Here is a 24224-nt window from a genome sequence, read left to right on the forward strand (position 1 = left end):
ATGGCTTCACGTGACGCACTGCGCGTGCTGTCGGATGGCGGTCGCGATCGCCGCAGGGTTCTCCCACGCCGTGAAGTGACCACCTCTCTCCAGTCGCTGGAACGTCCGGACGCCCGTGTAGCTCTTCTCGGCGAGGGATCGAGGGTAGTCGCGCTCGTGAGTGTTGATGAGGATCGAGGCCGGCGCGGCAACGAGCGGATGATCGTCGAAATCGCTGGGCTCTGCGTAGCTGCGGAAGCTCGTTCCGATCGACCGCGTGTGCCAGTACAGAGAGACGAGGTCGAGAACCGCGTCATCGCTCAGGCCGCCGAACTCGCTCGCATGACCACCGTCACTCCAAGCTGCGACCTTCTCGGCGAGCCAGGCGAGCAGCCCGACCGGAGAATCGAGCAATGCGACGGCCAAGGTGTCGGGGCGGGTGCCTTGCTGATGCGCGTATCCGCTTTCGAGGGGGTCCCGAGCTTGCCGAAGGAACGCGCGCTCGTCTTGGTTCAGCAGAACTCCTGGTCTCGCTTGAGCGGAGTACGACGGATGCGACGCGACGATTCCGGCAACGGGGCCTGGGTGCAGGCCAGCGATCCAGTCTGCGACGGGGGCACCCATGTCCTCGCCGTAGACGATGTAGCGGTGGTGACCCAGGCGGTCGACCATCAACGAGTGCAGTGCTTCCGCGATGCGCCTCGCGCTGAACGGCTGCGTGGAAGCGGGCGAGTGAGCGAACCCGGGCAGCGAGGGAAGTATCACGGTGTGCTCGCCGTTCAGGGCATCCGCAAGAGGGAGGAGCTGCGCGTAGGAGTACGGCCAGCCGTGGATGGCGAGGAGCGGCAACTTGGCTTCGTCACCACTGCGCTGGACGTAATGGAGAGGGCCGATGGCACTGCGGTAGGAGTCGTGCGCCTCGCGATTCAGCAGGCGTTCGTGTGCGCGCCAGTCGTAGTCTCCGGCCCACCTTTCGATGAGTCGTCGAAGGACGCGCGTTGGGATGCCGCGGGACCAATCCTCGCCCGGTGACTGGTCCGGCAGCACCGCGCTACGAAGTCGGCGGTGGAGGCTCTCGAGGTCGGCGTGCGAGACGTGGAAGAAGGCGTTGGGAGGAATCGTCATGCTCTCAGATCTGCCGGTTCGTGAGCAGCCGTGTCTTCTCTCGGCGGCGCCGTTCGGTTTCCAGCGTCAAGTTGAGTTCGTATGCGTTGCGGTGCGCCTCGCGGCTTCGCGTGACGTCGGATGCGTGGGTCACGCGCAGCAATGCAACGCCGAGTGCGTGGGCCACGCGCGTGAACCAGCTTCCGGCCGGAGGGTGGGTGCACTGAAGACACGTCTGTGCAGCGATCGTCACTGAGGCGCTCTCTCTGCCCGATGGCGGCGCACTCGTGCCCGCGTGGCGCATCGCGCGCAGCAGTACTCTCGGCCCCCACCGGACGAGTCGATGAATGGGGTCACGCACGGCGCACTCGCGCAGCGCTTCGTTCGCCCTCGAACGCCGGAGGCGAGAGCCAGGAGAAGTGGTCCCGCAACCTGCGCCCACAACGAGCTCACCGCATCCGAGCGACCCGAGCGGTACTGCACGCCAGACGCATCCACGAACGGCATCACCGCGTGCTCCGTCACGACACCGTTCAAAGTCCTGTAGGCCTCGGCATCGGATCCGTCGAGCAGGATCGAGGCAAGTCGGTCACGAACGGACCGAGCAGCTTCCAGATCTTGAAGGTCCCGGGATACGGGCGCAACGTCTGCGAGAACGCGGTGGAACCGAGCCATGTCCAACTGTTCCGGCCATTCGCCCTCTGGGCGCGTGGCGGCAAGGTCGACCAAGGGCCGGATGGGGTCATCATGCATGACTCGACCCTAGCAGAGATGTAACGCACAGCTTGTGCCATAGGCGTTACGTCATGTGGGCTCACGTCAGCGGAGGTGCAGATTCCGGTGAGAAGTCAGCGAGCATGCGTCGCGGCGTCGCGGCCCCCAAGTCGACTTTTGGATCCAAACGCGAGATCCGACGCCCGCGCACTCGCTGAGACGAATCACGCTCTCGAGTTCCTGGAGTTTTGGCACAGCGGGCTTTCCAACGAGGAAGCGCAGTTCCGGATCTGCGTCTATTCGATGGATGGTTCCCTCGAAGGGGCCATCCCAACGCCCGGATGCCTGGACGAATCGGGTCCGCCATCAACGTGGGCGGCGAAACAGGACGAGCTTGCTCAGTCCCCTCCAGTTGTCTCAAAACCCTAGAGTCCCGCCGTCGCGCATGGCAGCCCGTTTGAGTCGGGCCAGATGCGTGGGGCCTCGTGCTGCGGGCGCGAGCCCCCCTAGCTCCACTGCCACGCGGGCGCGACGTCGCGTGGTGCTACAGCTCTATTGATCCGCGGTCGACTGGGCTTCGCGCCGCGAGTGCGCACGCGCCGATGAACGCGATCTGCAGCAGTGTCCTGGGAAGGAGGGGCGAGTCTGGCGCGCTTGCCTCCTCAACGCCTTTTGCGGCAATCACGTTGGCGGGGTACATCGCCAGCAACAACCCGATGGCCGCGATTGCGGACCTTCTTCTGGTTCGGGGGACGCTCAACCCCACCGCGAGCACCGCCTCGACAACTCCGGTCACGGTGACCACCCAGCCCGGGAACGGAATCCAGGTCGGCACGATCGCCAGTAACCCCGAGCGCTGCGGCTCAACAAAATGCGTCGCCGAACCAGCGAGCAACACGGCACTCATGGCCACGGCGGAAGAAGACGACCATGTCGCCCACGGCCGTGCCCAAGCGACTCCGCGGCGACGCGCACCCCCCATGCTCACGCGCGTACCGAGCAGGCACAGGACGAACGGGTAGATGAGAGACATGAGACCTCCGCGGACGGCGACGCAATGTGACACTGACACATCAGGGCTAACGTTACACTGACACAATGCTTGTTCGAGACCGCGAAGCCCTCCACGCCCGACTCCTGGAGCTCGCCGCTACGACCGTTGCCGAGCATGGCGTCCACGCACTGAGCCTGAGAGAAATCGCACGGCAGGCGGGGGTCTCTCATGCCGCGCCAGTCCACCACTTCGGCTCTCGAGAAGGCCTGCTGACAGAACTCGCAGCCGGAGGGTTCGAAGCACTGAGCCGCGCACTCGACGAGACCCCTGGCGACATCTATGACAAGGGCGTCGCGTACGTGAAGTGGGGGACCAGCAACCCTGGCCTCTACAACGTCATGTGGCAGACGGAGCTGCTTGACCTGGCCCACCCCCGCCTGTCCAGCGCACGCAAGAGCGCCTGGGCTCACCTCGCCACTGGAGAAAACGAACCTGAGCGCACTGACGCGCTCGCCGCGTTCGCACTCGTCCACGGCATTGTGCACCTCGCGCTCAGCAACACCCAACCTGCCCTTCCCCACGACGACGCCGCCCTGCGGAACCTCCTCAGCAGACTCTCCTGAACAACCGCTTCCGGACCGCGAATCGAACTCGTTCCGCAACAGAGGCGGCATCGGGAGACCCTTGGGTTTCGCGGCGTCTCATGACGGCATCTCAGACGCCGACGCCGACGTCGTCGCGGAGGCGTGACCACCGGGAAAAGCTAGGCAACCCCTTCTCGGACTCAGCGCACCATCAAGAGCACGTCGCGAACGAGTCGCCGCGCATAGTCCTCGTCGGCAGGAAGGGCGAAGACGACATGGTGATAGAGCGGTGCGACGATGTGGTCAAGGATCTGCCCGACGGTCGGCGCTGCTTGTCCCCGCCCTGATGCCCGACGCACCATCTCCGCCGCCTGGTCGCGCCGCCGCTCCATCACGGGGCAACTCGAGACGATCTCAGCGCGCGCTGCCACCATCGCTCGCAGATACCGTGTGCGGTGTGGCCGCGCGATGTCCTCGGTGATGATGAGTGCCCACTCCGTGAGATCCGTCTCAAGGGCGCCTGTGTCGGGAATCTGGTCACCCTCTCGCGTCAGCGCCGCGACGGAGACCTCTTCGAGCAGAGCGTCTACGTCGTCCCATCGGCGATACAGCGTGGTCGGGTTGACTCCGGCGCGCTCGGCGATGAGCGGAAAGGTGATCCTCTCTGTTCCTTCGCCGACGAGCTCGCCGACGGCGGTGTAGATCGCGTTCAGAACTCTTGCGCTCCGGCCACCGGGCCGGGTCGACGCTGCAGTAGATGGCATGATCAGATTATCGCAAAGAAATTTGCTATAACCAACACCGACGCCTATGTTTAAAGCAAAAATCATTGCTTTACGACGGAGGTATCGTGCTCTCACGCCCCATCTCATTTGCGCTCGCTGGCCTCGCCGGTGCGGCGACGCTGACTGCCGCATCGGCTCCGTCTCCGCTCTACCCCGTCTACCAGCAGCTCTGGGGCTTCTCATCGTTCACCTTGACGGTCATCTTCGCGGCCTACGTCGTCGCGTTGCTCGTCGCTCTGCTTACGGTCGGTTCGCTGAGCGACCGGATCGGGCGTCGCCCCGTGGCGTCGGCCTCTCTTGTTCTGCTGACCCTCGGCATGGTTCTCTTTGCAACGGCCGACAGTACGGGCGCTCTGGTAGCGGCGCGACTCGTGCAGGGTTTCGCGGTCGGCGCCGCCACCGGCACCTTCACGGCGATGATCATCGACAAAGCGCCGAGCGCCCGCTCCGGTTCGCTGGTCAGCAGCGCGGTCCCGTCATTGGGAATCGCGTTCGGAGCCGTGCTCGCCGGCGCGCTGGTCGAATTCGCGCCCTTCCCTCGGCAGCTGGTGTTCTGGATCCTGGCTGTCAGCTATCTGGTCATCGCCGCTCTCATCTGGCTGGTTCCAGAACACGTCCGGCCAGACAGTCCCACAGCCCGCTCGATCTGGCGGTCGCTCCTGCCGAGCATCGGGCTTCCTCCCGCCGCAGGAAGCATCTTCTTCGCCCTTGTCCCGTCGATCGCCGCGACCTGGGCCCTAGGCGGCCTTTACCTGTCACTCGGGTCGTCGATCCTCGGCACCGTACTCGGCGTGCAGAGCCACTTCACCGTCGGCCTCGTGCTCGGGGTCTTCTTCGTCGCCGGTACGGTCGGCACAGCCATCTCGGCATTCCTCCCCCCGCGCCTGGGCACGCTGTTCGGCTACGGAACACTGGTTCTCGGGGTGCTGATCACGATCGCGGCGCTCGTCATGGCCGGTACGCCGCTGTATATCGTCGGTTCGGCGATCGCGGGTCTCGGTTTCGGTGCGACCTTCCGCCTCGCCGTCGGCGCGCTGGGTGAGGCAGCTCCGGATGCCGAGCGTGGACAAGTTTTCTCGACGATGTACATCGTCAGCTATATCGCTTTCAGCGTCCCCGCGCTGGTGGCGGGCCTCGCCGTCGAGCGCTTCGGTCTCGAACCCACCGCGGTCGTGTACGGGGCGCTGGATGTCGCCTTGGTTGTGATCGCGATCGTGGCTGGTCTCGTCAGGGCTCGTCGTCAGGCTGTGGGGGTTCCGGATGGCGCCAGCGCCTCCCACCCACAGCCCGTTTCGCGCTAACCGATCAGTGGTTCACCAAGCCACGCCACACGACGCACGTGCCCGCAAGACGCTCAACGTCTTGTCGAAATGGGTGCTCACCGTCCCATGCTCTCGCCCGACCTAGCCACGGGCGGACACGGCCAGGCGGCGTGTCCACGACGAAGTGCGGGAGGTGGGCGCGGGAACACGTACTTATGGGGCTCACCCTCATTCTCACAACCCACGGGTTTTGCGATGTCTCACTTGGCCAGACTGGGGGAGCGAGACACTCCGAACTCGTCTCCACCATCCCGGGCTGCGCCCGATGTCGATCAGCCGGCCGTACGCGAACAGCTCGCGCGCTGTTCGGCCTACGCTCGTCAGATGAGCCCGTTCCTTCCTGGCGCCCGCGGAATGCAGCCCTGCCCGAACTGCGGCACCCAAGTCGTCCAATCCGATCGGTACCCCGAATACTTGTGCCTCGAATGCGAGGCTCGCGCAGTGGATGCGAACGGTGCACGAGTGACTGGATCGAACGCGTCGTTCAGCGGCGGGTTCGTGTTGCACTGGCCGAACGGCGAGCACGAACCGCTGCCCTGCATTTCGGCGCGGGTGTGGGTTGATGGACGCGAGTGGGACTACTCCGAAGCACGATTCGGCGGAGTCCTGATCACGCCAGTGCGAGCGCGCTAACCAACGTCACGCCTGTGAGATTCCCCGCTACGAGCGATTGACCACACATCTTCCGACCGGTCTGGATCGACAGCGTTGCATTCAGAACTTGAACGATGGGTTTGAGGTGCCTCACGCGGGAGGGCACGAGATCGACACGTCTCGGCGTGCGAAGGCAACACGACGACTGCTCATCGCGTCTCGCAACACTTGTGGATTCCCTCAGGTGCAGAGCATGCAAGCTGGTGTCATGCCATCAAACGAGGACAAAAAGATGCTCACGCTGCTTGTGAGCCTAGGAGCAGCGGTCACGCTTGTATGGCTCACGCTGACCAGCGGAATTCTGGGGCACGTCTTCGATCCAGGCTAGGGCGACTCGCTGCAAAAGTCTGCTCGCGAAACCCATGGGTTTGGAGACGGTCTCACTACGTTCTCCAGGCGCCCCAGTCAAGGCTGACACGAGCCGTGCTATACCTACGGCGCTCGGGACCCGCTGTCTGGGGAACAGTCACTGAGCATAGGATTTTCGGGTGCCAGTAGCGATACGAAATGCAACTCACTCAGACCTATCTCAAGCGGCAGCTACCCTTGCTGCCGCCTTCGATTCGTACCCGTGGACGCGCTGGAGCATTCCAAGCGACGACTACTCAGCTCGACTCAAGCAACTCCAGGCCATCTACCTGACGCATGCGCTGCAGCACGGCGCCGTCGTAGTCAGCGACGATCTCGCCGGAGTCGCCGCCCTGCTCCCACCCGGGGTCCCCGAACCTGCCGAGTCTCTACAGGTTGAAATCACCGAGCTCATGGGCGATCGTCTCGACCCTGTATTCGGGGTCGAGTTGCCCCCCAGGCTCGAGAAATCATGGGACCTCGCGACGATAGGAGTGCGTCCTGAGCAGGCTGGGCAGGGCTTGGGTTCTCGACTCCTTGAAGAATGTTTGCGTCAGGTAGCCACGTCGCCATCCCCACGCATCTCCCTCGAAACATCTGCAGAACGGAACGTCTCCCTCTACAGGCGACACGGCTTCGAGGTCAGTCACGAGACGCAAATAGCGGATGGGCCTCTCGTCTACACAATGAGTATCGAGCTCTAGCCAGGGACGCACGGCGAGCTTCGCGGCGCTCAACCCGGTCCCACGTTGTCGCAGAACCCCTGGGTTTTGCGATGTCTCACTGGCAGGTACCTGCGCCCGAGACCTCGACCGAGGAGGAGCGATGACTTGACCGGCCGATCTGACAGCTGACGTGGGACCCTGTTCTCATGATCCGAGTGACGTGCAGCGTGACAGAACTCGAAGAAGATGGCGAGATAATCGCAGTTGGCGACAGAATCGAACGCCTAGCCGAGAAGGCCACCTGGCAGTACTACGGCAACGAACTCGACGAAATCTGTTGGCACTTCGACCAGTACGCTCCACTACGCAGCGCGTCGCCATGGTCGATCCTTGGAACCGTTGCATCGATAAGCGCTGTCTACGTCAGACTCGCCCTGACAGGTGCTCGAGAGCAGATCCTTCGTCCGGAACCCGGATCAGCGCATCTCGAGGAAGTTCTTAGAACACGGAACACGCGAAACCCTCAACGAGAACACGAGCAACGCGAACTGGCAAAGCATGACCCTCCGGCGGGTGCGACTGGCTGGTACGGGCCCGACACTCTCCAAGCGCATGAAGGTGACGAGAGTCTGACCGGGTGGCTCATTACGCTCGTCGACGAGCGGGTACAGCCAGCCGACCCCTGGGTCCTCTGATTCTCAGAACCCATGGGTTTCGAGACGAAGGAGGTTCTGAGACAGATGCACCGCCTACAAGGAGCTGCATCGACCACATTGCTTCACGCGGCCGAGTAAACCCCAGCGATGAGCCTCGACTGCAGGCACCCGAGGCACGGTGGGGTCGGGTAGACCCGGCAGGGTTCCCTCGGCCCGGGCACGCTACCGTCGCTTGCGTGACGCTTCTCAACGCACTCGGTCCCTCGTCGATGTTCGCCGAGTTCATCGGGCTGGCTGGGTACGCGGTCGGCAGCGACGATGAGGACGTCGAAGTGTGGAGCAGGGGTGGCGAGGAGCGCCACCGAGTCCGATCAAGCGATGCCGGCTATCTGGTGGCCGGAGCGTCGCGATCGGGAAGCTATGTCACGGAGTTTCAGGCGTCACGGCTCGAGGACGTCGAGCGCTACCTGACCTTCCTCATCGGCAACGCATCAGTCCGGGGGACGCGTGGATTCGGGCTGCTGGCGACAAGCACTCAGCCAGCGCTCGCCGCTGGCACCGAGTCGGCGACCGACGGCAAGGGAAACGTTCGTCTCTGGAACGTGGCCGATCCGAGCCGAACAGTGATCTTCCTTCGCGGGGTTCCCTGGGAGCCCCGAACGTTCAGTCACCTCATGGCCGTGCCCCTCGGGACCCTTCGACGAGCACTGCTGGACCCACACGGATCTCCCGTCTTCGACGTCGGTCAACCCCAGGTGAACCCGCCCGTCGTTCTGTCGTGGTCGCCCGAGTGGCTGTTCTCGACGGCCTTCCGGGAGTTCGTCGCGCTCGGCGGCGCCGAGGTGACCGCACGTGGCGACACGGTGCTCGTCGGTGACTTCGAGACCGGCTATGAAGTCTCGGACGCTGACGGATGGTGGTGCGTCCGCCGGTACTCCCGTGGCCTACATGACACGAGGATGCGAGCTCGCGGCGTCGAAGACGTTGAGCGCTATCTGCTGCTGCAGTTCGGTCCGGCTGCCCGGCACGCTCCCCAGCTCAGGCTCCCCCTCCTCGTCGAGCCCGCTCCTCCCGTCGAGATCGCGGAAGGCCTGCGGTTTGAGCCCGTCGCACCCGGGTGGGTGTCCGTGCGCGGGACAGACGGCTCCGAACGGGGCATCGAGATCGCCGATGCTGGAATCACCGCAGCAAGGGATGCCCGCGACTTCACCCACCTGCTGCGCTCGACGCCGCAGGAGATCCGCGAGTCGTACCTCGACGCGGCGGGATCACCGGCCCTATCGCCCATCCTCGTTCCCGTCAGCCGTGGGGATGCCGTGCCACCCTCGGTCGATTGGGGACGGCTCTCGGCATCGGACCGCCGACTCGCGGACTCGGGATTTCGTCTCTTCTGCTCCCTCAACGAGAAGCGGGGGAAGGTCTTTGAAGATCCCGTGTCCGCGGCCCCGTTCGATGGGGGAGTCGCGGTGTTCCGATCGATTCGCGGCGGCGGCATGATCCTCGTCGCGCACGATCGATCCGTGCTCTACCGGTCCTCGTCGTACTCCTTCGAGCGGGCCCTAGACGAGTTTCGAGAAGGGCAGCGGACACCGCTGGACTCGTTCGGCGGCTGATCGGCTCGCTCAGTCTGCTGGTCGAGTGCCGGGGCGCAGCAGTGGATTGTGCTCGTCGGGCAGTGGCTTGTACAGCTTGTTCCGGAGCGCGGCGTCGAGTGCCTGATAGCGCGGGCCAGTGTGCGAGATGAGTGGCAGATTGTGCGTGCGTCGCCGATTCTGGTCCCAGGAGATGCCGACGAACGCGGTCTGGTCGGCGTCGGCTGTCCAGATCATCACGACCGTCTGCCCGCCATCTACTTGGTGAGGAAATGGCGCGAACACTGACGGATCACCGGTCGCGAATCGCCGGTGCGCCTCGTGAAAGAAGGTCTGATCGCTGAGATGGAAGCCGTAGTAGCGCTTGCGCAGCCGGGTCCCGGTCGCAGCGACATGCCACGGGCGAGCGCCGACGATGAGGAGGTACACCCCCCAAGCGATGCCAACGAGTTCGATCGCGATCATGACAAGCGGCGTGATGCCCGCCATGCGATTGCGAACCAGTGCCGAGTCCTCGCCTCCCTCGCGGGCCCACTCGGCGAGAGGGATGAAGTTCTGCGCAGTGAACACGATGCAGACGAAGCCCGCCAGGATGAGCGCGATCCCGAACCAGGTGAGACCTGCGACTCGTTTGCGCGCAAACCGCGGATCGGCCCGGAACGTTTTGTCGAAATGGGTGCTCACCGCCCCATACTCTCCCTCGAGCTGGCCTAGGGCGGACACGGTCCGGCGGTGTGTTCACGACGACTAGCGGGAGGTGGTGCGGAAACGCGTACTCGTGGGGATCACCCTCGTTCTCGCAACCCATGGGTTTTGCGATGTCTCACCGGGCCACAAGACTGGACTGAACGTCGCGGCTGACCTTCGACTCGTGCAAGCAGTCCGGTCGGGCGTTGCCGTGCCGTCACAGTCGCTTTGAGTCAGTGACCGGAAAGGTCCTTGAAGTACCTCGCGACCGGCCAGCGCTCAAACCCGTCAGCTTCGTATGCTCGTCGAGCGGGTTCGTGGCCCGGATCGTCGCCAGTCTCGACCATCACCATGCTCATGCCGGCCGATTTTGCCCGCCGCGTGGAGTGCTCGAGAAGAGCCCGACCGATCCCACGTCGTTGCAAGTCTGGGTCGACCGCAAGCACGTAGACCTCACCCATGCGGTCCTCTGGATGAAGCCGCGTGCACACCCACCCAGCCACCTGGCTGCCTGAGAACGCGACGTCGATGTTCTCGGGCTCCTCATCGAGGACTGCCGAAATGTCTGCACGCTGTCGCGCGCGCCATCCGTCTGGATAGAACGCGCGGTAAACGAACGGCGAGACGGCTTGCTCAGTCAGAGGAAACACCGGCTCCCAGGCGCGCAACGCGAGCGAGATCAAGTCCTCGCGGTCGTCTGGCAAGAAAGCTCGTATCCGCAGCATGGGACCACGCTATCGCCGTTGAGTCCTCGACTCCGGCCGACCACGGAACCGACTCAAAACCCTAGGGTTCCAAGACGTCTCACCTCGCAGTGGCCCCCCGGCGCGGCTTTCGCGTGGGTCCGTGACACACGACTCTCAAAACCATGTGTCACAACTCCCTCCGCGGAGACGTGTATCCGCCGTCGGTTTTGCGACAGCGCTGACCTGTCACGAGCGGCGCTTCATTCCCGCCGTCCTCGGTGCCCGGTAGCTTCCCGAAACCTTCCACTCAGCGGAAACCCCCGCCCACCGCATCCACCCGCCCCGCACACTCGTCTCATCCTTCCCAACGACGAGAGGCGTTCGATGACGAGCGACGAGAGCCACGGCCAGAGCGCCGAGGCAGGCGAGAGCACCGCAACGGGCGTGCGCCAGTCCACGCAGGTGGCCATCATCGGAGCGGGGCCCGCTGGCCTGCTGCTCGGCCACATCCTCGGCCAGGCGGGAATCGACTACCGCATCCTCGAGGCGCGCGACAAGGACTACGTGCTCGGGCGCATCCGCGCTGGCGTGCTCGAACAGGACTCCGTCGACCTCCTCGGCAAGTACGGCCTCGACGCCGACCTCAAGACCAACGGCCTCACCCACCACGGCATCTACCTGCAGCACGAGGGCGAACGCCACCACATCGACTTCGCCGAGCTGACCGGCCGCACCGTCACCGTCTACGGCCAGCAGGCGCTCGTCCACCACCTCGTCGCCGAACACGAGCGGCTCGGCTCGCAGCTCATCTTCGAAGCCACCGACGTTCAGCCGACCAAGATTGAATCGGCGCAGATCGACGGGGAACGCGCATCCGTCGCCTACACGGCCCCGAACGGCGAGCGCATCACCCTCGACTGCGACTACATCATCGGCGCCGACGGCTACCACGGTGTCTGCCGCCGCACCTTCCCCGAAGGCACCCTCGAGGTCGCCGAGCGCGTCTACGACTTCGCGTGGCTCGGCATCCTCGCCGACGTGGCCCCCTCCACCGACGACCTCATCTACGCGCTCCACCGCGACGGCTTCGCCATGCACTCCATGCGCTCCACCACGGTCTCGCGCCTCTACCTGCAGGTCAGCCCCGACGACGACATCGCGAACTGGAGCGACGAGCGCATCTGGGAAGCCCTCCAGACGCGCCTCGGCACCGAGGGCTGGACCCTCACCGAAGGCCCCATCACCGAGAAGTCGATCCTGCCCATGCGCAGCTTCGTCGTCTCCACCCTCAACTACGGGCGCCTCTACCTCGTCGGCGACGCCGGCCACATCGTGCCCCCGACCGGCGCGAAGGGCCTCAACTCGGCCATCGCCGACGTCGCCCTCCTCGCCGAAGCCCTCCAAGCCCACTACGCCGGCGACGACACGGGCCTCGAGCAGTACAGCGACAAAGCGCTCGACCGGCAGTGGAAGGTGCAGCACTTCTCGCAATGGATGACCGACATGCTCCACGTGCACCCCGCCGACGGATCCGCCGAGCAGAGCGCCTTCGACTTCCAACGCCAGCTCGGGCAGATCCGCTACGTCACCTCCTCGCACGCCGCCCAGGTCAGCCTCGCCGAGCAGTACGCCGGCCTCCCGTTCGTGGATGCACGATGAGCGCCCCGCAGGAACAGTCCGAGCAGCTGGACGGCCCCGTCGACTCGCTGGTCACCCAGGCGCACATCTCGCAGCAGATCTCCGACATGCACGCTGCGCACGCCGACGACACCCGCAGCCACCCGCAGCGCGACTTCGCGCCCTACCGATCCGTCGCGCTGCGCCACCCCACGCACGAGCTCGTGCGCGCCGACCCCGAGGAGATCGAACTCGTCTCTCCCGCGTTCGGGCACACCGACGTCGCCGCCGAGGAATCCGACCTCACGATCCAGCACAACGGCGAGCCCATCGGCGAGCGCATCATCGTCTCCGGCCGCATCCTCGACGGCGAAGGCCGCCCCGTGCGCGGCCAGCTCGTCGAGATCTGGCAGGCCAACGCCGCCGGACGCTACGTGCACAAGCGCGACCAGCACCCCGCCCCCCTCGACCCGAACTTCACGGGCGTCGGCCGCATCATCACGGGCGACGACGGCGAGTACCGGCTCACCACCATCAAGCCGGGCGCCTACCCGTGGAAGAACCACCGCAACGCGTGGCGCCCCGCGCACATCCACTTCTCGCTGTTCGGCACGCAGTTCACGCAGCGCCTCATCACGCAGATGTACTTCCCCGGCGACCCGCTCTTCGCGCTCGACCCCATCTACCAGTCCATCGTCGACCCAGCCGCACGCGCAAGACTCGTCGCGAACTACGACCACGACGTCAGCGAGCACGAGTGGGCGATCGGCTACAAGTGGGACATCGTGCTCACCGGCTCGAAGTCCACGTGGATGGAACCGGAGGACACCGACCATGCCTGAACCCACCACGACCGAGGCGGCACCGCTCGGCCAGACGCCGTCGCAGACCGTCGGCCCCTTCTACGGCTACGCCCTGCCCTACGAGCGCGGCGGCGAGATCGCCGCCCCCTGGCGCCCGGACGCGATCCGCCTCCACGGCACCGTCACCGACGGTGCAGGCGAGACGGTTCCGGATGCCATCCTCGAGCTGTGGGGGCTCGACGCCGACGGCCAGCCGGTCGCGCAGCGTGGCAGCCTCGAACGAGACGGCTACACGTTCACGGGCTTCGGCCGCGCACCGGCCGACCGCGACGGCCACTACTCGTTCACGACCATCAAGCCAGGGCGACGGGATGTGGGAGCCGCCCCCTACCTGCTCGTCACGATCTTCGCGCGGGGCCTCCTCCACCACCTCTTCACGCGCGCCTACTTCGGCGACCAGCCCGCCGAGAACGAGACGGACCCCGTGCTCGCCGGTCTGGCCCCCGAGCGCCGCGCCACCCTCATCGCGACACCGGATGCGCCCGGCAGCTACCGCTTCGACATCCGCCTCCAGGGCGACGGCGAGACGGTCTTCTTCGACTTCGGCCAGGAGCTGTGACCGTGCGCCGGGAAGGTGGGGACGAACAGGGCTCGCTCGTGCGCGGCATGCTCCGTGTCGAGGCCGAGCTGCTGCTCGCCTGGGCGGCGCTCGAGACGAAGGACGCCACCGCATCCGCACGTGCCGTCGAGACTGCCGACCTCGATGCCGACGCGCTGCGCGACGGCCTCGAGTCGGACGGCGTGATGGTTCCGGAGCTCGTGCGCCAGCTGCGCGCCTCGCTCGCCACCGCCGGCGTCGAGGCCCCGCGCCTGCACGCCGGCGCTACGAGCCAGGACATCGTCGACTCCGCCAGCATGCTGCACTCGCGCGACGCGCTTGCCGCCGTACGCGCCGACCTCGCCGCGACCGGCACCCGCCTCCAGGGCCTCGCCGACGCCGAACGCCGCTCGCCCCGCGTCGCCTACACGCTCGGCCGGCAGGCCGCCGCGAGCACACTCGGCGTGCAGTTCGCGGGCTGGCTCGACGGCGTCACCTCCGCCATCGCGGCCATCGACGCCCTCGACTACCCCGTGCAGTTCGGCGGTGCCGTCGGCACCGGCGAGGCAGCCGACCGGCTCGGGTCCGGCGCGCAGACCACGAGCATCCTGCGGGCGCACCTCGCTGCGGGCCTCGGCCTCGACGACCCACGCCGCTCCTGGCACGCCGAGCGCACCCCGGTGCTCGCCGTCGCGAGCGCCGCGACGGCCGTGTGCACAGCCCTCGGGCGCATCGGACGCGACCTCGTCACCTCCTCCGGCGAACGCGTCGGCGAACTCTCGCTTGCCGGCGGCGGCGCCTCCTCGGCGATGCCCCACAAGCAGAACCCCGTCGCCCCCATCGTCGTCGTCTCGAACGCGCTCCAGGCGCCCGGCCTCCTCGCGACCGTCGCCTCCGCCGCCATCTCCCAGGACGAACGACCGGCTGGCGAATGGCACGCCGAATGGGATGCGCTGCGCCGCCTCCTCGAGCTCGCCAGCGTGTCTGCCCGACGCCTCGCCGCATCCCTCGACCGCGTCACCGTCGAGCGTGAGACGGCGCGGCACCACCTCGCCGACTCCGCCGTCGCGGGCGCCGACCAGGTCACGCTGCAGGCCGCGAACCGCGTCGTCAACGCCGCCATCAGCCGGTTCCTCTACCAGGACGCCAGCCAGGATCGCGATAGCGACACCGACACCGACGCGGACAGCGACAGCGACAGCGACGCAGACGACAGCACGAACAGCGAGGAGACGGCATGACGATCCCACGGCTCAAGGGTGCCTTCGCCCCCGGCACGCAGCCCGCGGCCCAGAACGAACTGCTGGTGCTGCTCCCATCGCTCGGCACCACCATGGCGCTCTGGGATGGCACCGTCGAAGCTCTGCGCGCCTCGACGCCCGGCAGCACGCTCCGCATCCTGCGCGTCGACCTCCCCGGCCACGGCTCCAGCCCCGCCGTCACCGAGCCGTTCACGATCGCCGAGCTCGCGGATGCGGTGCTCGGGGTCGTCGAAGAAGCCGGCGGCGGCGCATTCCACCTCGCGGGGCTCTCCCTCGGCGGGGCCATCGCCCTCGAGCTGGCCCTCGCGCACCCCGAGCGCGTCAAGAGCCTCGCGCTCTTCTGCACCGATTCGAAGATCGGCACCACCGAGGGATGGGAGCAGCGGGCCGCCGCGGTGCGCGCATCCGGAACCGCATCGCTCGTCACGGGCAGCGCCGAACGGTGGTTCGCGCCCGGCTTCCTCGAGCAGCACCCGCTCTCTCCCGCCGCGCGATCCCTCTCGACGCTCATCGACATCGACGACGAGTCGTACGCGCGCTGCAACGAGGCACTCGCCGCCTTCGACCGCACCGCATCGCTCGGCTCGCTGCGCGCACCCGTGCTCGTCGTGAGCGGCGAACACGACGCCGTCACGACGCCGGAAGCCATGCAGACGCTCACCGAGCGCATCCCGAACGGCTACCACTCGACCATCGCCGGCACCGCCCACCTCGCCGCGCTCGAAGACCCGGACGCCGCGGCCCGCCTCCTCACGACGCACCTGCGCGCATCCGCGTTGCCGGCGCAGCCCGGCGCGACGAGCGCGCACGAGCAGGGCATGCGCGTGCGCCGCGAGGTGCTCGGCGACGCGCACGTCGACCGCGCCGTCGCCGGAACGACCGCGGAGACCGCGCCGTTCCAGGACTTCATCACCCGCTACGCGTGGGGCGAGATCTGGGCGCGCGACGAGCTGTCCCGCCGCGAGCGGTCCATCGCGACGCTCGCGAGCCTCGTCACCGGATCGCACGAGGCAGAGATCCGGATGCACGTGCGCGCCGCCCTCACCAACGGCCTCACGCGCGCCGAGATCGCCGAAGTCATCCTGCACACGGCGCTCTACGCCGGCCTGCCTCCCGCCAACGGAGCCCTCGGCATCGCCAAGCAGGTGTTCGCGGACCTCGATGCCGCAGGCACCGCAGACACAGCAGAGTCTCCAGAATCCAGCCCCAACGAAGGAGCAGAACGTGGATAAGACCTACGCCTCGGCGGCCGATGCCGTCGCCGACATCCCGGCGGGCGCATCGCTCGCGGTCGGGGGATTCGGCCTCTCCGGCGTGCCCATCACCCTCATCCGCGCCATCCAGGCACTCGGCGTCGACGGCCTCGAGGTCGTCTCCAACAACTGCGGCGTCGACGGCTGGGGCCTCGGCGAGCTGCTCTCCGAAGGGCGCATCCGCCGCGTCATCGCGAGCTACATCGGCGAGAACAAGGAATTCGCGCGCCAGTACCTGTCCGGCGAGATCGAGGTCGAGCTCACCCCGCAGGGCACCCTCGCCGAGCGCCTGCGCGCTGGCGGCGTCGGGGTCCCCGCCTTCTACACGGCGACCGGGGCCGGCACCATGGTCTCCGAGGGCGGGATGCCCATCCGCTACAACTCCGACGGCACCGTCGGCCTCGTGAGCGACCCCAAGGAGCAGCGCCCCTTCGACGTGTTCGGGGCTGCCAAGGAGTACGTGCTCGAGACCGCCATCAGCACCGACTTCGGGCTCGTGCGCGCCGCCGTCGGCGACCGCCACGGTAACCTGCGCTTCGAGAAGTCGACCCGCAACTTCAATCCCCTCGCCGGCATGGCCGGGCGCATCACGATCGCCGAGGTCGACCGACTCGTCGAGCCAGGCGAGCTCGACCCCGACGAGATCCACCTGCCCGGCATCTACGTCGACCGGGTGGTCGTCCTCACGCCGGAGCAGTCCGGTGAGCTGCCCATCGAGAAGACCACCATCCGGCCGCGCGAAACCGCCGCAACGACCGCATCCACCGACTCGAGGGGACACGCCTGATGCCGCTGACCAGGAACGAGATGGCCGCCCGCGCCGCCAAGGAGCTCAAGGACGGCTCGTACGTGAACCTCGGCATCGGGCTGCCGACGCTCATCCCGAACTACATCGACGACGGCATCGAGGTGGTGCTGCACTCCGAGAACGGCATCCTCGGCGTCGGCCCGTACCCGTGGGAGGGAGAGGCAGACCCGAAGCTCATCAACGCCGGCAAGGAGACCGTCACCGTGCTGCCCGGCGCGTCCTTCTTCGACTCGGCCGCGAGCTTCGGCATGATCCGCGGCGGCCGCGTCACCAACGCCGTCCTCGGCGCCATGCAGGTCTCCGCGCAGGGCGACATCGCCAACTGGGCCGTGCCCGGCAAGATGGTCAAGGGCATGGGCGGAGCCATGGACCTCGTCAACGGCGCCGAGCACGTGCTCGTCGTCATGGAGCACGTCGCGAAGGACGGCTCGCCGAAGATCGTCGAGCAGTGCACCCTGCCCCTCACCGGCAAGGGCTGCATCGACCGCATCATCACCGACCTGGCCGTCCTCGACGTGACGGACTCTGGGCTCGTGCTCATCGAGCTCGCGCCCGGCGTGACGGTCGACGAGGTTCGGGACGCAACCGGGGCCGCCTTCACGGTCGCCGATTCCCTGCAGGAGGTCTCGGCGTGACCGAGCTCCGCGAGGTCGTCATCTGCTCACCGCTCCGCACGCCTGTCGGGCGGCTCGGCGGATCGCTCGCGCCGCTCGACGCGCGGGCGCTCGGTGTCGCCGTCCTCGAGGCGCTCGTCGCGCGCAGCGGGCTCGACGTCACTGCCGTCGACTCCGTCATCGGCGCGCAGGGGTACCCCTCCATGGAGTCTCCGGCCTTCGGGCGGGTCGCGGCACTGGATGCGGGCTTCCCCATCACCACGACGGGGTACCAGCTCGACCGCCGCTGCGGCTCGGGGCTGCAGGCCGTCATGAACGCCGCGATGGAAGTGCAGACGGGGGTCGCCGACGTGGTCGTCGCCCTCGGCGCCGAATCGATGTCGAACGCTCCCCTCTATACGGAGCAGGGACGCCGCGGCACCCCGCCCGCCGGCCTCATGCTGCACGACGCCCTGGCCCGCGGCCGGGAGACCGTCGGCGGCGTCAACTACCCGAGCCCCGACGGCAACGTGGGTAGCGCCGAGCTGCTGCGTTCCGAGTACGGCATCAGCCGTGAGGCGCAGGACCGCTTCGCCCTGCAGTCGCACCAGCGCGCCGTCGCCGCTCAGGAATCGGGCGCGTTCGACGCCGAGCTCGTGCCCGTCACCGTGCCTGGCCGGAAGGGCGACGTGCTCGTCGACCGGGACGAGCATCCGCGCGCCGACTCGTCGCTCGAGGCCCTCGCCCGACTGCGGCCGATCCTCGGGAAGAAGGACCCGGCATCCACCGTCACGGCCGGCAACTCGAGCGGACAGAACGACGCGGCCGCCGCCTGCATCGTGACGACCCCGGAGCGGGCGGCTGCGCTTGGGCTCACGCCTTCGGTTCGGCTGGTTTCGTGGGCGGTAGCGGGCAACGACCCGCGCCTCTTCGGTGTCGCACCAGTGCCGGCGACCTCCCTTGCGCTCGCGCGCGCAGGCATCGGCTTGGCGGACCTCGACGTGATCGAGCTCAACGAGGCCTTCGCCGTGCAGGTGCTCGCGTGCCTCGCCGACTGGGGCATCGACGCCGAAGACCCGCGCCTCAACCCGCGCGGCTCCGGCATCTCCATCGGCCACCCCATCGGCGCCACCGGCATCCGCATGCTCGCGACCCTCGCGAACGAGCTGCCGGCCCTCGACGCCAGCCTCGCCCTCGAGACCATGTGCATCGGCGGAGGCCAGGCGCTCGCCGCCGTCTTCGAGCGCGTGTAGGGCGCGCGGCGGTGCGGCGGTGCCGCGCTGCGGCGGTGCGGCGGGGCCGCGCTGCGCTGCCCACCCGCTTTCGTTTCGGGATGGGTTTCGCGCTTGTGGATGGGTTGCATCCCATCCCGAGGCGTGTAACCCATCTCGAGAAGCTGGGGTGGGGCGCGTTGTCCGGCTGCGTCCGTTTCGGGATGGATTCCTCGTCTGTCTTCCCAGCCCCACCTTCGTCTCGCTGCCTGCCCCCTGCGGTTTCGGGATGGGTTTCGCGCTTGCGGATGGGTTGCATCCCACCCCGAGGCGTGTAACCCATCTCGAGAAGCTGGGGTGGGGCGCGTTGTCTGGCTGCGTCCGTTTCGGGATGGATTCCTCTTCAGCCTTTCCACCCCACCTTTGTCTCGCTGCCTGCCCCCTGCGGTTTCGAGATGGGTTTCGCGCTTGTGGATGGGTTGCAACCCATCCCGAGGCGTGTAACCCATCCCGAATCGGGGCTGGCCGTGGCCGTCGCCGTCGTATCCAGGGAGCGGATGGGCCGGATCAGCGATTGCCGCTGTCCGCCTGCCGCGCTCCCTGCTTGAGTTGAGGTGGATGCGCAGAGCCGCGCGCCGAGAGGAGCCCCGTGCCTGAGACCACCAGTGCGTTCGCCGCAGCCGTCGTCGTGACGGGGGCCGCTTCCGGCATCGGCGCGGCCGTCGTGGAGCGGCTCATCGAGGGCGACGTCCCGGTCATCGCCGCCGACCTGGCATGGCCCGCGGATGCCGCCCAACCGTCGAACGTGCGACGCGTTGTCCTCGACGTGCGCGACCCGGAGGGCTGGGCGTCGCTCGCCGAGCTCGCCGCGACCACCGGCGCGCTCGCGGGTCTCGTGAACGCGGCCGGCATCACGAGGCGCGCCCGGCTCGAGGCAGCGACCGCGGAGGACTTCGAGGCGGCCTTCGCGGTCAACGCGACGGGCCCCGCCCTCGGAATCCAGGTGCTTGCCCCGCTCATGGCGAGCGGCGCATCCATCGTCAACGTGGGTTCCGCGGCGGCGGTCACGGCCCACTACGCGGTGGCGTACGCGGCAAGCAAATGGGCGCTGCGCGGCATCACGAAGACCGCGGCGATGGAGCTGGGGCCGCGGGGGATCCGCGTGAACATCGTGCATCCCGGGTACATCGAGACGCCAATGACGGCGAGCGCCTCGGCGGTGTTCCGCGACATCAACGTCGAGCTGACACCGCTCGGCCGGACGGGATCGCCGGCCGAGGTCGCCGACGTGATCGCGAGCCTGCTCTCGCCCGAGACCTCATTCGTGACGGGCGCCGAGCTCGCGATCGACGGCGGCCTCACCTCGCACGGCGTCGGCCTCCCGATCGCCCGCGCGATCAGCTGAGGTGGCCGGCGCTCCCGTTCGCTGCACGGCGAGGGACGCCCGGGAGCTCGCGACGCCGAACCCGAGCTCGAGCAGCGCGACGGCAGCGAGGCCGACGATGATGACCGGCCAGCCGATGCCCGCTCCGGCAAGCAGGCCGGAAAGCAGGGGGCCGGCCGCCGCGGCCCCGTAGCCGATGCCCTGCACCACGGCCGAGAATGCGGCAGTGGATGCGCCGCTCGGTGCCGTGAGCACGATGAGCGCGACGGAGATCCCGAACGCCGAGCTCAAGGCGACGCCGAGCACCGCGACGACCACGGTCATCGCCGCGAGGGGTGCGATCGCGAGGCCCAGCAGGCTCGCGGCGCCGAGCAGTGCGGTGACGACGAGCATCGGCGTACGCCAGCCGGCTCGTGATGCGAGCATCGGTGCGAACAGGGCCGCCGGGAGCCCGGCGACGCTCATCCACGCGAGCAGCAGTCCGGCCGCGGCGGGGGTGGCCCCGCGGTCCATCGCGATCGTGGGGAGCCACGCGGTCATGGAGAAGTAGAGGAGCGCCTGGCAGGCGAAGAACCCCGTCACCGGCCAGAGCCCACGGGCGCGCAGGATCGGCTGGCGCTCGCCAGCCGAGGTCGGCCGTGGCCCAGCGCCGCGGGTCTCGATGCGGCGACCGAAGGCGAGGGCGAACGCGAGAGCGATGAGGAGGGGGACTCCCCACGCTGCGAGCGCCGGCCCGACCTCATCGCCCAGGGCGTGGAAGAGCTGCACCGAGAATGCTGCGCCGGTCGCGGCGCTGACGCCGAACGATGCCGTGTAGACGCCCGTCCAGAACCCGCCGCGCGTGGCGAGCGCGCTCCGGATGATCTGCGGGGCGAGGATGCCGAGGATCGCGATGGAGGCGCCGATGAGGACGGTCGACACGAACAGCGGCGCGGGTCCGAGGGGTCGCAGCAGGGTCGCGCTCGCGAGCACCGCGAGGAGCAGCGCGATCGATCTGGGCAGTCCGAGCCGGCCGACGATCAGCGGGGCGAGGGGCGCGGCGAGCGCGAAGAGGAGCACTGGGATCGAGCTGAGGACGGCGAGCGCCGACGGCGAGAGCGAGTAGCCGGTCCCGATCTCACCGAGCAGCGCGGAGGGGTTCGTGATCGGGAACCTGACGCTCAGCCCGACGGCGATGACGAGGATGCCGGCCGCGACGCCCTGTTGGCGCTGAGCGTTCACCGCAGCACCCGGCCGTCGTGGAGCACCCGGCCGTCGCGGAGGACGCGAAGGGGAGCCGGCCGGTCGACGACGAGCTGAGCGAGATTCTCGGCAGCGAACTCGAGTCGGGTGCCACTGCGCTCGTCCCACTCCGCGACGCTCGCGAGGCCCATCATCTCGCCGCCCGAGATGGAGGCGATGCGGAACGCCCGCTCCAGCTCTTCGTCGGTCATCGCACCGGTTCGGTAGGCGAGGAGGTGGGCGCGGTCGACCATGCTGCCCGTGCCGAACGGGCTCCACGCATCCCGAACCCCATCGGAGCCGGCAACCGCCCGCACGCCGTGGGCTTCGAAGCGGTCGAGGTCGGGCACCGGGTCGGGGCCGAGCGCGCACACCGCGATCCAGAGGCCCGCCTCGGCGACGAGATCGAGTGTCTCGCCGAGCGACGCGAGTGTGGGATCGCAGAGCGCGAAGGCGTGGCCGATGGTCACGCCGCCCTGCCGGCCGCCGGCGATCGTGCGCCGCGCGATCTCCCGGATCTGCGCCAGGCCCTCCTCGCCGCCGTCGTGCAGGTGGATGTCCAGCTCGCGTCCGGCGCGATCGGCGAGCCCGAAGATCGCGTCGAGATGCCCGTGCAGGTCGCCTTCCAGCCCCGAGGGGTCGATGCCCCCGACGAGGTCCGCGCCCGACTGCAGCGATGCCGCCATCGCCTCCAGGGTGCCCGGGTTCGAGAGGAGCCCGAACTGGGGGAACGCGACGATCTGCACGGTCAGGTCGCCGGCGAGGCGCTCGGCCGCGGCACGAACCCCTTCCACGTTCCCGATGCCCAGCTCCGAGGAGACGTCGACGTGGGCGCGCATCCCGAACGTGCCGTTCGCGAGCGCCTGCGAGAACAGGCTGAACGCGCGCTCCTCGACGCTCGTGTCGTAGGCCGTCTGCGTCGCGCGGTCGTTCTCGATCAGCTCGGCGAGCGTGGCCGCTCCTCGACGCGACTGCCAGGGCCGACCCCACGAGGTCTTGTCTGGATGGATGTGCGCGTCGACGAGCCCGGGCGTGCGCAGCGTCTGCGTGGGCGTGGAATCGGTCATGGTGCTGCTTTCCCCGGGATGGTCGTGAGCTCCCGGACTGCCCTGGCCTGCTGGAGGCCGGGTCACTGCTGGTAGGGGATCGTGGGCATGGCCTCCGTCGATGAGCCGTCGAGCCGGAGCGCAAGGGGTCCACCCCGGCGCTTGCGGCGAACGAGGTACACCATGACGCCGATGAGGAGCCACGCCGTGCCCAGCACGAAGGTGAACGGGGCCAGCGAGGTCCACAGCCAGGCGACGGAGACGAACCCGATGATCGGCATGATGAGGTGCCGCAGCATCCCCCATCCGCTGCGCAGGCGGAGGTCGAAGAAGAGCACCTTGGCGGTGGCGAGATTCACCATGGCAAACGCCACGAGTGCGCCGAAGTTGATCATGTAGACGGCCTGGTCAAGCGTGACGAAGAGCGCGACCAGGGCGATGACGGAGACGACGATGGCGGCAACGTATGGGGTGCGGAAGCGTCGGTGCAGCTTCGCGAGCACCGGGGGCAGGATGCCGTCACGGCCCATCGCGAACAGCACCCGGCTCACGCTCATCTGCGCCGCCGTGCCGCAGAGCACGATGCCGACGGTGTTCACGATCACGAACACGACCATCAGCACGTCACCGCCAGCCTGCTGCATGAGCTCCGTGCCGGCCGCGTCGAGGTTGTCGAGCTGGGTCCAGTCGGGGGCGATGAGACTGCCGGCGATCGAGAAGGCCAGGTAGCCGAGGCCCGCGAACAGCGTCGCGAGCACGATGCCCTTCGGCACCTTGCGACGCGGATCGTGCGTCTCCTCGGCAAGCGTCGAGACCCCGTCGAACCCGAGGAAGGCGAACGCCACGATCGCCGCCGCCGCGAGGATCGGCGCGAGCCCGCCTTCGCCGATCGAGAGCGGACCGGTCAGCGAAGCCAAGGTCAGATCTGGGGCGTTGAGCACCGCCAGGACGAGGAAGACGACGATCACGAGCACCGATGCGATGATCACGACGAAGTTCATGCGCTTGAACCACTTGACGCCGATGATGCTGAACAGGGCGACGACCAGGATGCACACGAGCGTGCCGACCCAGGCCGGCACCGCGGTGAAGAGGCTGTTGAAGTAGAGGCCGAAGAGCAGGAAGTTCACCATCGGCAGGAACAGGTAGTCGAGCAGCATCACCCAGCCGGTGACGAAGCCGACCGCAGGTCCGAAGCCGCGCGTCACGTAGGCGTAGGCGCCACCCGTGATCGGCACGTGCGCGGCCATGCGTCCGTAGCTGTGGGCAGTGAACAGCATGATGATGATCGCCGCGACGTACGCGGCGGGGAGGTGCCCGTCGCTGAGCTCGGTGGCCGGGCCGTAGACGGAGACGACCGAGAGCACGCCCATGGAGGCGAGTCCGTACCCGATGAGGGCGGGCAGCCCGAGGGCGCGCTTGAGGGTGCGCGGCCGCGCTTCCTCGACTGGTGTGACGGTATCGGTCATGCTCAGGCTCCTTTGCGTGGGGGATGCACCGATGTCGGGCTGAACCCGAACACGAGCGATGGTATGCCAAAACTTGGAGAACGGGAAGTTGTTTCCATTCGTTTCGTGCATCCTGAGGGCCTTGTTTTAAGTTTTGGCATACTAAAAACGTGAAGATGTGGTACTCGTCGGACTGGCCGCGGATGCACG

The 24224-nt window shown here is 67.7% G+C and carries 24 protein-coding genes; 14 read left to right on the top strand and 10 right to left on the bottom strand.

The features are described 5' to 3' along the window. Window positions 1–6 precede the first annotated feature (6 nt). From ITJ61_RS15115 to ITJ61_RS15130, 4 genes are all read right to left on the bottom strand, one after another. Window positions 7–1104, bottom strand: a complete 1098-nt coding sequence (locus ITJ61_RS15115) for an epoxide hydrolase family protein (protein WP_194686613.1) — start codon at window positions 1102–1104, stop codon at window positions 7–9. 4 nt (window positions 1105–1108) lie between these two features. Next, on the bottom strand, window positions 1109–1336 hold the full coding sequence (locus tag ITJ61_RS15120; protein WP_194686782.1) for a hypothetical protein: 228 nt from the start codon (window positions 1334–1336) through the stop codon (window positions 1109–1111). Continuing rightward, window positions 1333–1836, bottom strand: coding sequence for a CGNR zinc finger domain-containing protein (locus ITJ61_RS20495; protein ID WP_194686614.1), 504 nt, complete (start codon window positions 1834–1836; stop codon window positions 1333–1335). The genes ITJ61_RS15120 and ITJ61_RS20495 overlap by 4 nt, the downstream gene beginning before the upstream one ends. A gap of 505 nt (window positions 1837–2341) precedes the next feature. Further along, window positions 2342–2830, bottom strand: a complete 489-nt coding sequence (locus ITJ61_RS15130) for a DoxX family protein (RefSeq protein ID WP_194686615.1) — start codon at window positions 2828–2830, stop codon at window positions 2342–2344. Window positions 2831–2895: 65 nt separating this feature from the next. Here ITJ61_RS15130 and ITJ61_RS15135 point away from each other — a divergent pair, with 65 nt between their 5' ends. Then, a complete protein-coding gene (locus tag ITJ61_RS15135) occupies window positions 2896–3414 on the top strand; it encodes a TetR/AcrR family transcriptional regulator (protein ID WP_194686616.1) in 519 nt (172 codons plus the stop codon). Window positions 3415–3575: 161 nt separating this feature from the next. Here the strand turns inward: ITJ61_RS15135 and ITJ61_RS15140 are convergent, their stop codons facing one another. Beyond that, window positions 3576–4235: a TetR/AcrR family transcriptional regulator gene (locus tag ITJ61_RS15140; protein WP_323744380.1), complete on the bottom strand. Its 660-nt coding sequence runs from the start codon at window positions 4233–4235 to the stop codon at window positions 3576–3578. Here ITJ61_RS15140 and ITJ61_RS15145 point away from each other — a divergent pair. The 4 genes from ITJ61_RS15145 to ITJ61_RS15160 all read left to right on the top strand — a co-directional run bounded on the left by ITJ61_RS15145 (window position 4226) and on the right by ITJ61_RS15160 (window position 9418). Continuing rightward, the gene (locus ITJ61_RS15145; protein ID WP_194686617.1) at window positions 4226–5461 is read left to right on the top strand and encodes an MFS transporter; all 1236 of its coding nucleotides are present in this window, start codon (window positions 4226–4228) and stop codon (window positions 5459–5461) included. The genes ITJ61_RS15140 and ITJ61_RS15145 overlap by 10 nt on opposite strands. Window positions 5462–6897: 1436 nt before the next feature. Continuing rightward, window positions 6898–7188: a GNAT family N-acetyltransferase gene (locus ITJ61_RS15150; protein WP_323744392.1), complete on the top strand. Its 291-nt coding sequence runs from the start codon at window positions 6898–6900 to the stop codon at window positions 7186–7188. A 188-nt stretch (window positions 7189–7376) separates the two neighbouring features. Continuing rightward, window positions 7377–7844: a hypothetical protein gene (locus ITJ61_RS15155; protein WP_194686619.1), complete on the top strand. Its 468-nt coding sequence runs from the start codon at window positions 7377–7379 to the stop codon at window positions 7842–7844. Between the two features lie 197 nt (window positions 7845–8041). Further along, on the top strand, window positions 8042–9418 hold the full coding sequence (locus ITJ61_RS15160) for an Imm61 family immunity protein (protein WP_194686620.1): 1377 nt from the start codon (window positions 8042–8044) through the stop codon (window positions 9416–9418). Window positions 9419–9427: 9 nt separating this feature from the next. Here ITJ61_RS15160 and ITJ61_RS15165 read toward each other — a convergent pair whose 3' ends face one another. Continuing rightward, entirely contained in the window at window positions 9428–10081 is a 654-nt protein-coding gene (locus tag ITJ61_RS15165; protein ID WP_104239815.1) for a hypothetical protein, read from the bottom strand. 236 nt (window positions 10082–10317) lie between these two features. Further along, window positions 10318–10788 carry a GNAT family N-acetyltransferase gene (locus ITJ61_RS15170; RefSeq protein ID WP_228496691.1) on the bottom strand — a complete coding sequence of 157 codons (471 nt, stop codon included), beginning with the start codon at window positions 10786–10788 and terminating at the stop codon, window positions 10318–10320. A gap of 366 nt (window positions 10789–11154) precedes the next feature. Between ITJ61_RS15170 and ITJ61_RS15175 the strand changes: the two genes are divergently transcribed. The 9 genes from ITJ61_RS15175 to ITJ61_RS15215 all read left to right on the top strand — a co-directional run bounded on the left by ITJ61_RS15175 (window position 11155) and on the right by ITJ61_RS15215 (window position 20320). After that, window positions 11155–12429: a 4-hydroxybenzoate 3-monooxygenase gene (locus ITJ61_RS15175; RefSeq protein ID WP_194686622.1), complete on the top strand. Its 1275-nt coding sequence runs from the start codon at window positions 11155–11157 to the stop codon at window positions 12427–12429. Further along, complete coding sequence (gene pcaH / locus ITJ61_RS15180) at window positions 12426–13229, top strand: protocatechuate 3,4-dioxygenase subunit beta (RefSeq protein WP_194686623.1); 804 nt, start codon at window positions 12426–12428, stop codon at window positions 13227–13229. Before ITJ61_RS15175 ends, pcaH begins: the two co-directional genes overlap by 4 nt. Continuing rightward, complete coding sequence (gene pcaG, locus ITJ61_RS15185) at window positions 13222–13809, top strand: protocatechuate 3,4-dioxygenase subunit alpha (RefSeq protein WP_104307403.1); 588 nt, start codon at window positions 13222–13224, stop codon at window positions 13807–13809. The genes pcaH and pcaG overlap by 8 nt, the downstream gene beginning before the upstream one ends. 2 nt (window positions 13810–13811) lie before the next feature. Continuing rightward, the gene (locus ITJ61_RS15190; protein ID WP_194686624.1) at window positions 13812–15029 is read left to right on the top strand and encodes a lyase family protein; all 1218 of its coding nucleotides are present in this window, start codon (window positions 13812–13814) and stop codon (window positions 15027–15029) included. After that, window positions 15026–16282 (top strand): 4-carboxymuconolactone decarboxylase, encoded by a 1257-nt coding sequence (pcaC, locus tag ITJ61_RS20390; RefSeq protein WP_194686625.1) that lies wholly within the window; start codon window positions 15026–15028, stop codon window positions 16280–16282. The genes ITJ61_RS15190 and pcaC overlap by 4 nt, the downstream gene beginning before the upstream one ends. Beyond that, the gene (locus ITJ61_RS15200; protein WP_194686626.1) at window positions 16275–17090 is read left to right on the top strand and encodes a CoA transferase subunit A; all 816 of its coding nucleotides are present in this window, start codon (window positions 16275–16277) and stop codon (window positions 17088–17090) included. Before pcaC ends, ITJ61_RS15200 begins: the two co-directional genes overlap by 8 nt. After that, window positions 17090–17746, top strand: a complete 657-nt coding sequence (locus tag ITJ61_RS15205; protein WP_194686627.1) for a CoA transferase subunit B — start codon at window positions 17090–17092, stop codon at window positions 17744–17746. Before ITJ61_RS15200 ends, ITJ61_RS15205 begins: the two co-directional genes overlap by 1 nt. Further along, window positions 17743–18957 carry an acetyl-CoA C-acetyltransferase gene (locus ITJ61_RS15210; protein ID WP_194686628.1) on the top strand — a complete coding sequence of 405 codons (1215 nt, stop codon included), beginning with the start codon at window positions 17743–17745 and terminating at the stop codon, window positions 18955–18957. Before ITJ61_RS15205 ends, ITJ61_RS15210 begins: the two co-directional genes overlap by 4 nt. A gap of 607 nt (window positions 18958–19564) precedes the next feature. Next, window positions 19565–20320, top strand: coding sequence for an SDR family oxidoreductase (locus ITJ61_RS15215; protein ID WP_323744381.1), 756 nt, complete (start codon window positions 19565–19567; stop codon window positions 20318–20320). Here the strand turns inward: ITJ61_RS15215 and ITJ61_RS15220 are convergent. The 3 genes from ITJ61_RS15220 to ITJ61_RS15230 form a co-directional block, all read right to left on the bottom strand. Further along, complete coding sequence (locus tag ITJ61_RS15220) at window positions 20234–21520, bottom strand: hypothetical protein (protein ID WP_194686629.1); 1287 nt, start codon at window positions 21518–21520, stop codon at window positions 20234–20236. The two genes, ITJ61_RS15215 and ITJ61_RS15220, sit on opposite strands and share 87 nt — an antisense overlap. Continuing rightward, the gene (locus ITJ61_RS15225; RefSeq protein WP_104307410.1) at window positions 21517–22587 is read right to left on the bottom strand and encodes an amidohydrolase family protein; all 1071 of its coding nucleotides are present in this window, start codon (window positions 22585–22587) and stop codon (window positions 21517–21519) included. The genes ITJ61_RS15220 and ITJ61_RS15225 overlap by 4 nt, the downstream gene beginning before the upstream one ends. 62 nt (window positions 22588–22649) lie before the next feature. Further along, entirely contained in the window at window positions 22650–24035 is a 1386-nt protein-coding gene (locus ITJ61_RS15230) for an APC family permease (RefSeq protein WP_104307411.1), read from the bottom strand. Window positions 24036–24224: the final 189 nt, after the last annotated feature.

It is taken from the genome of Pseudoclavibacter sp. VKM Ac-2888 (genome assembly GCF_015351285.1).
GTDB lineage: Bacteria > Actinomycetota > Actinomycetes > Actinomycetales > Microbacteriaceae > Pseudoclavibacter.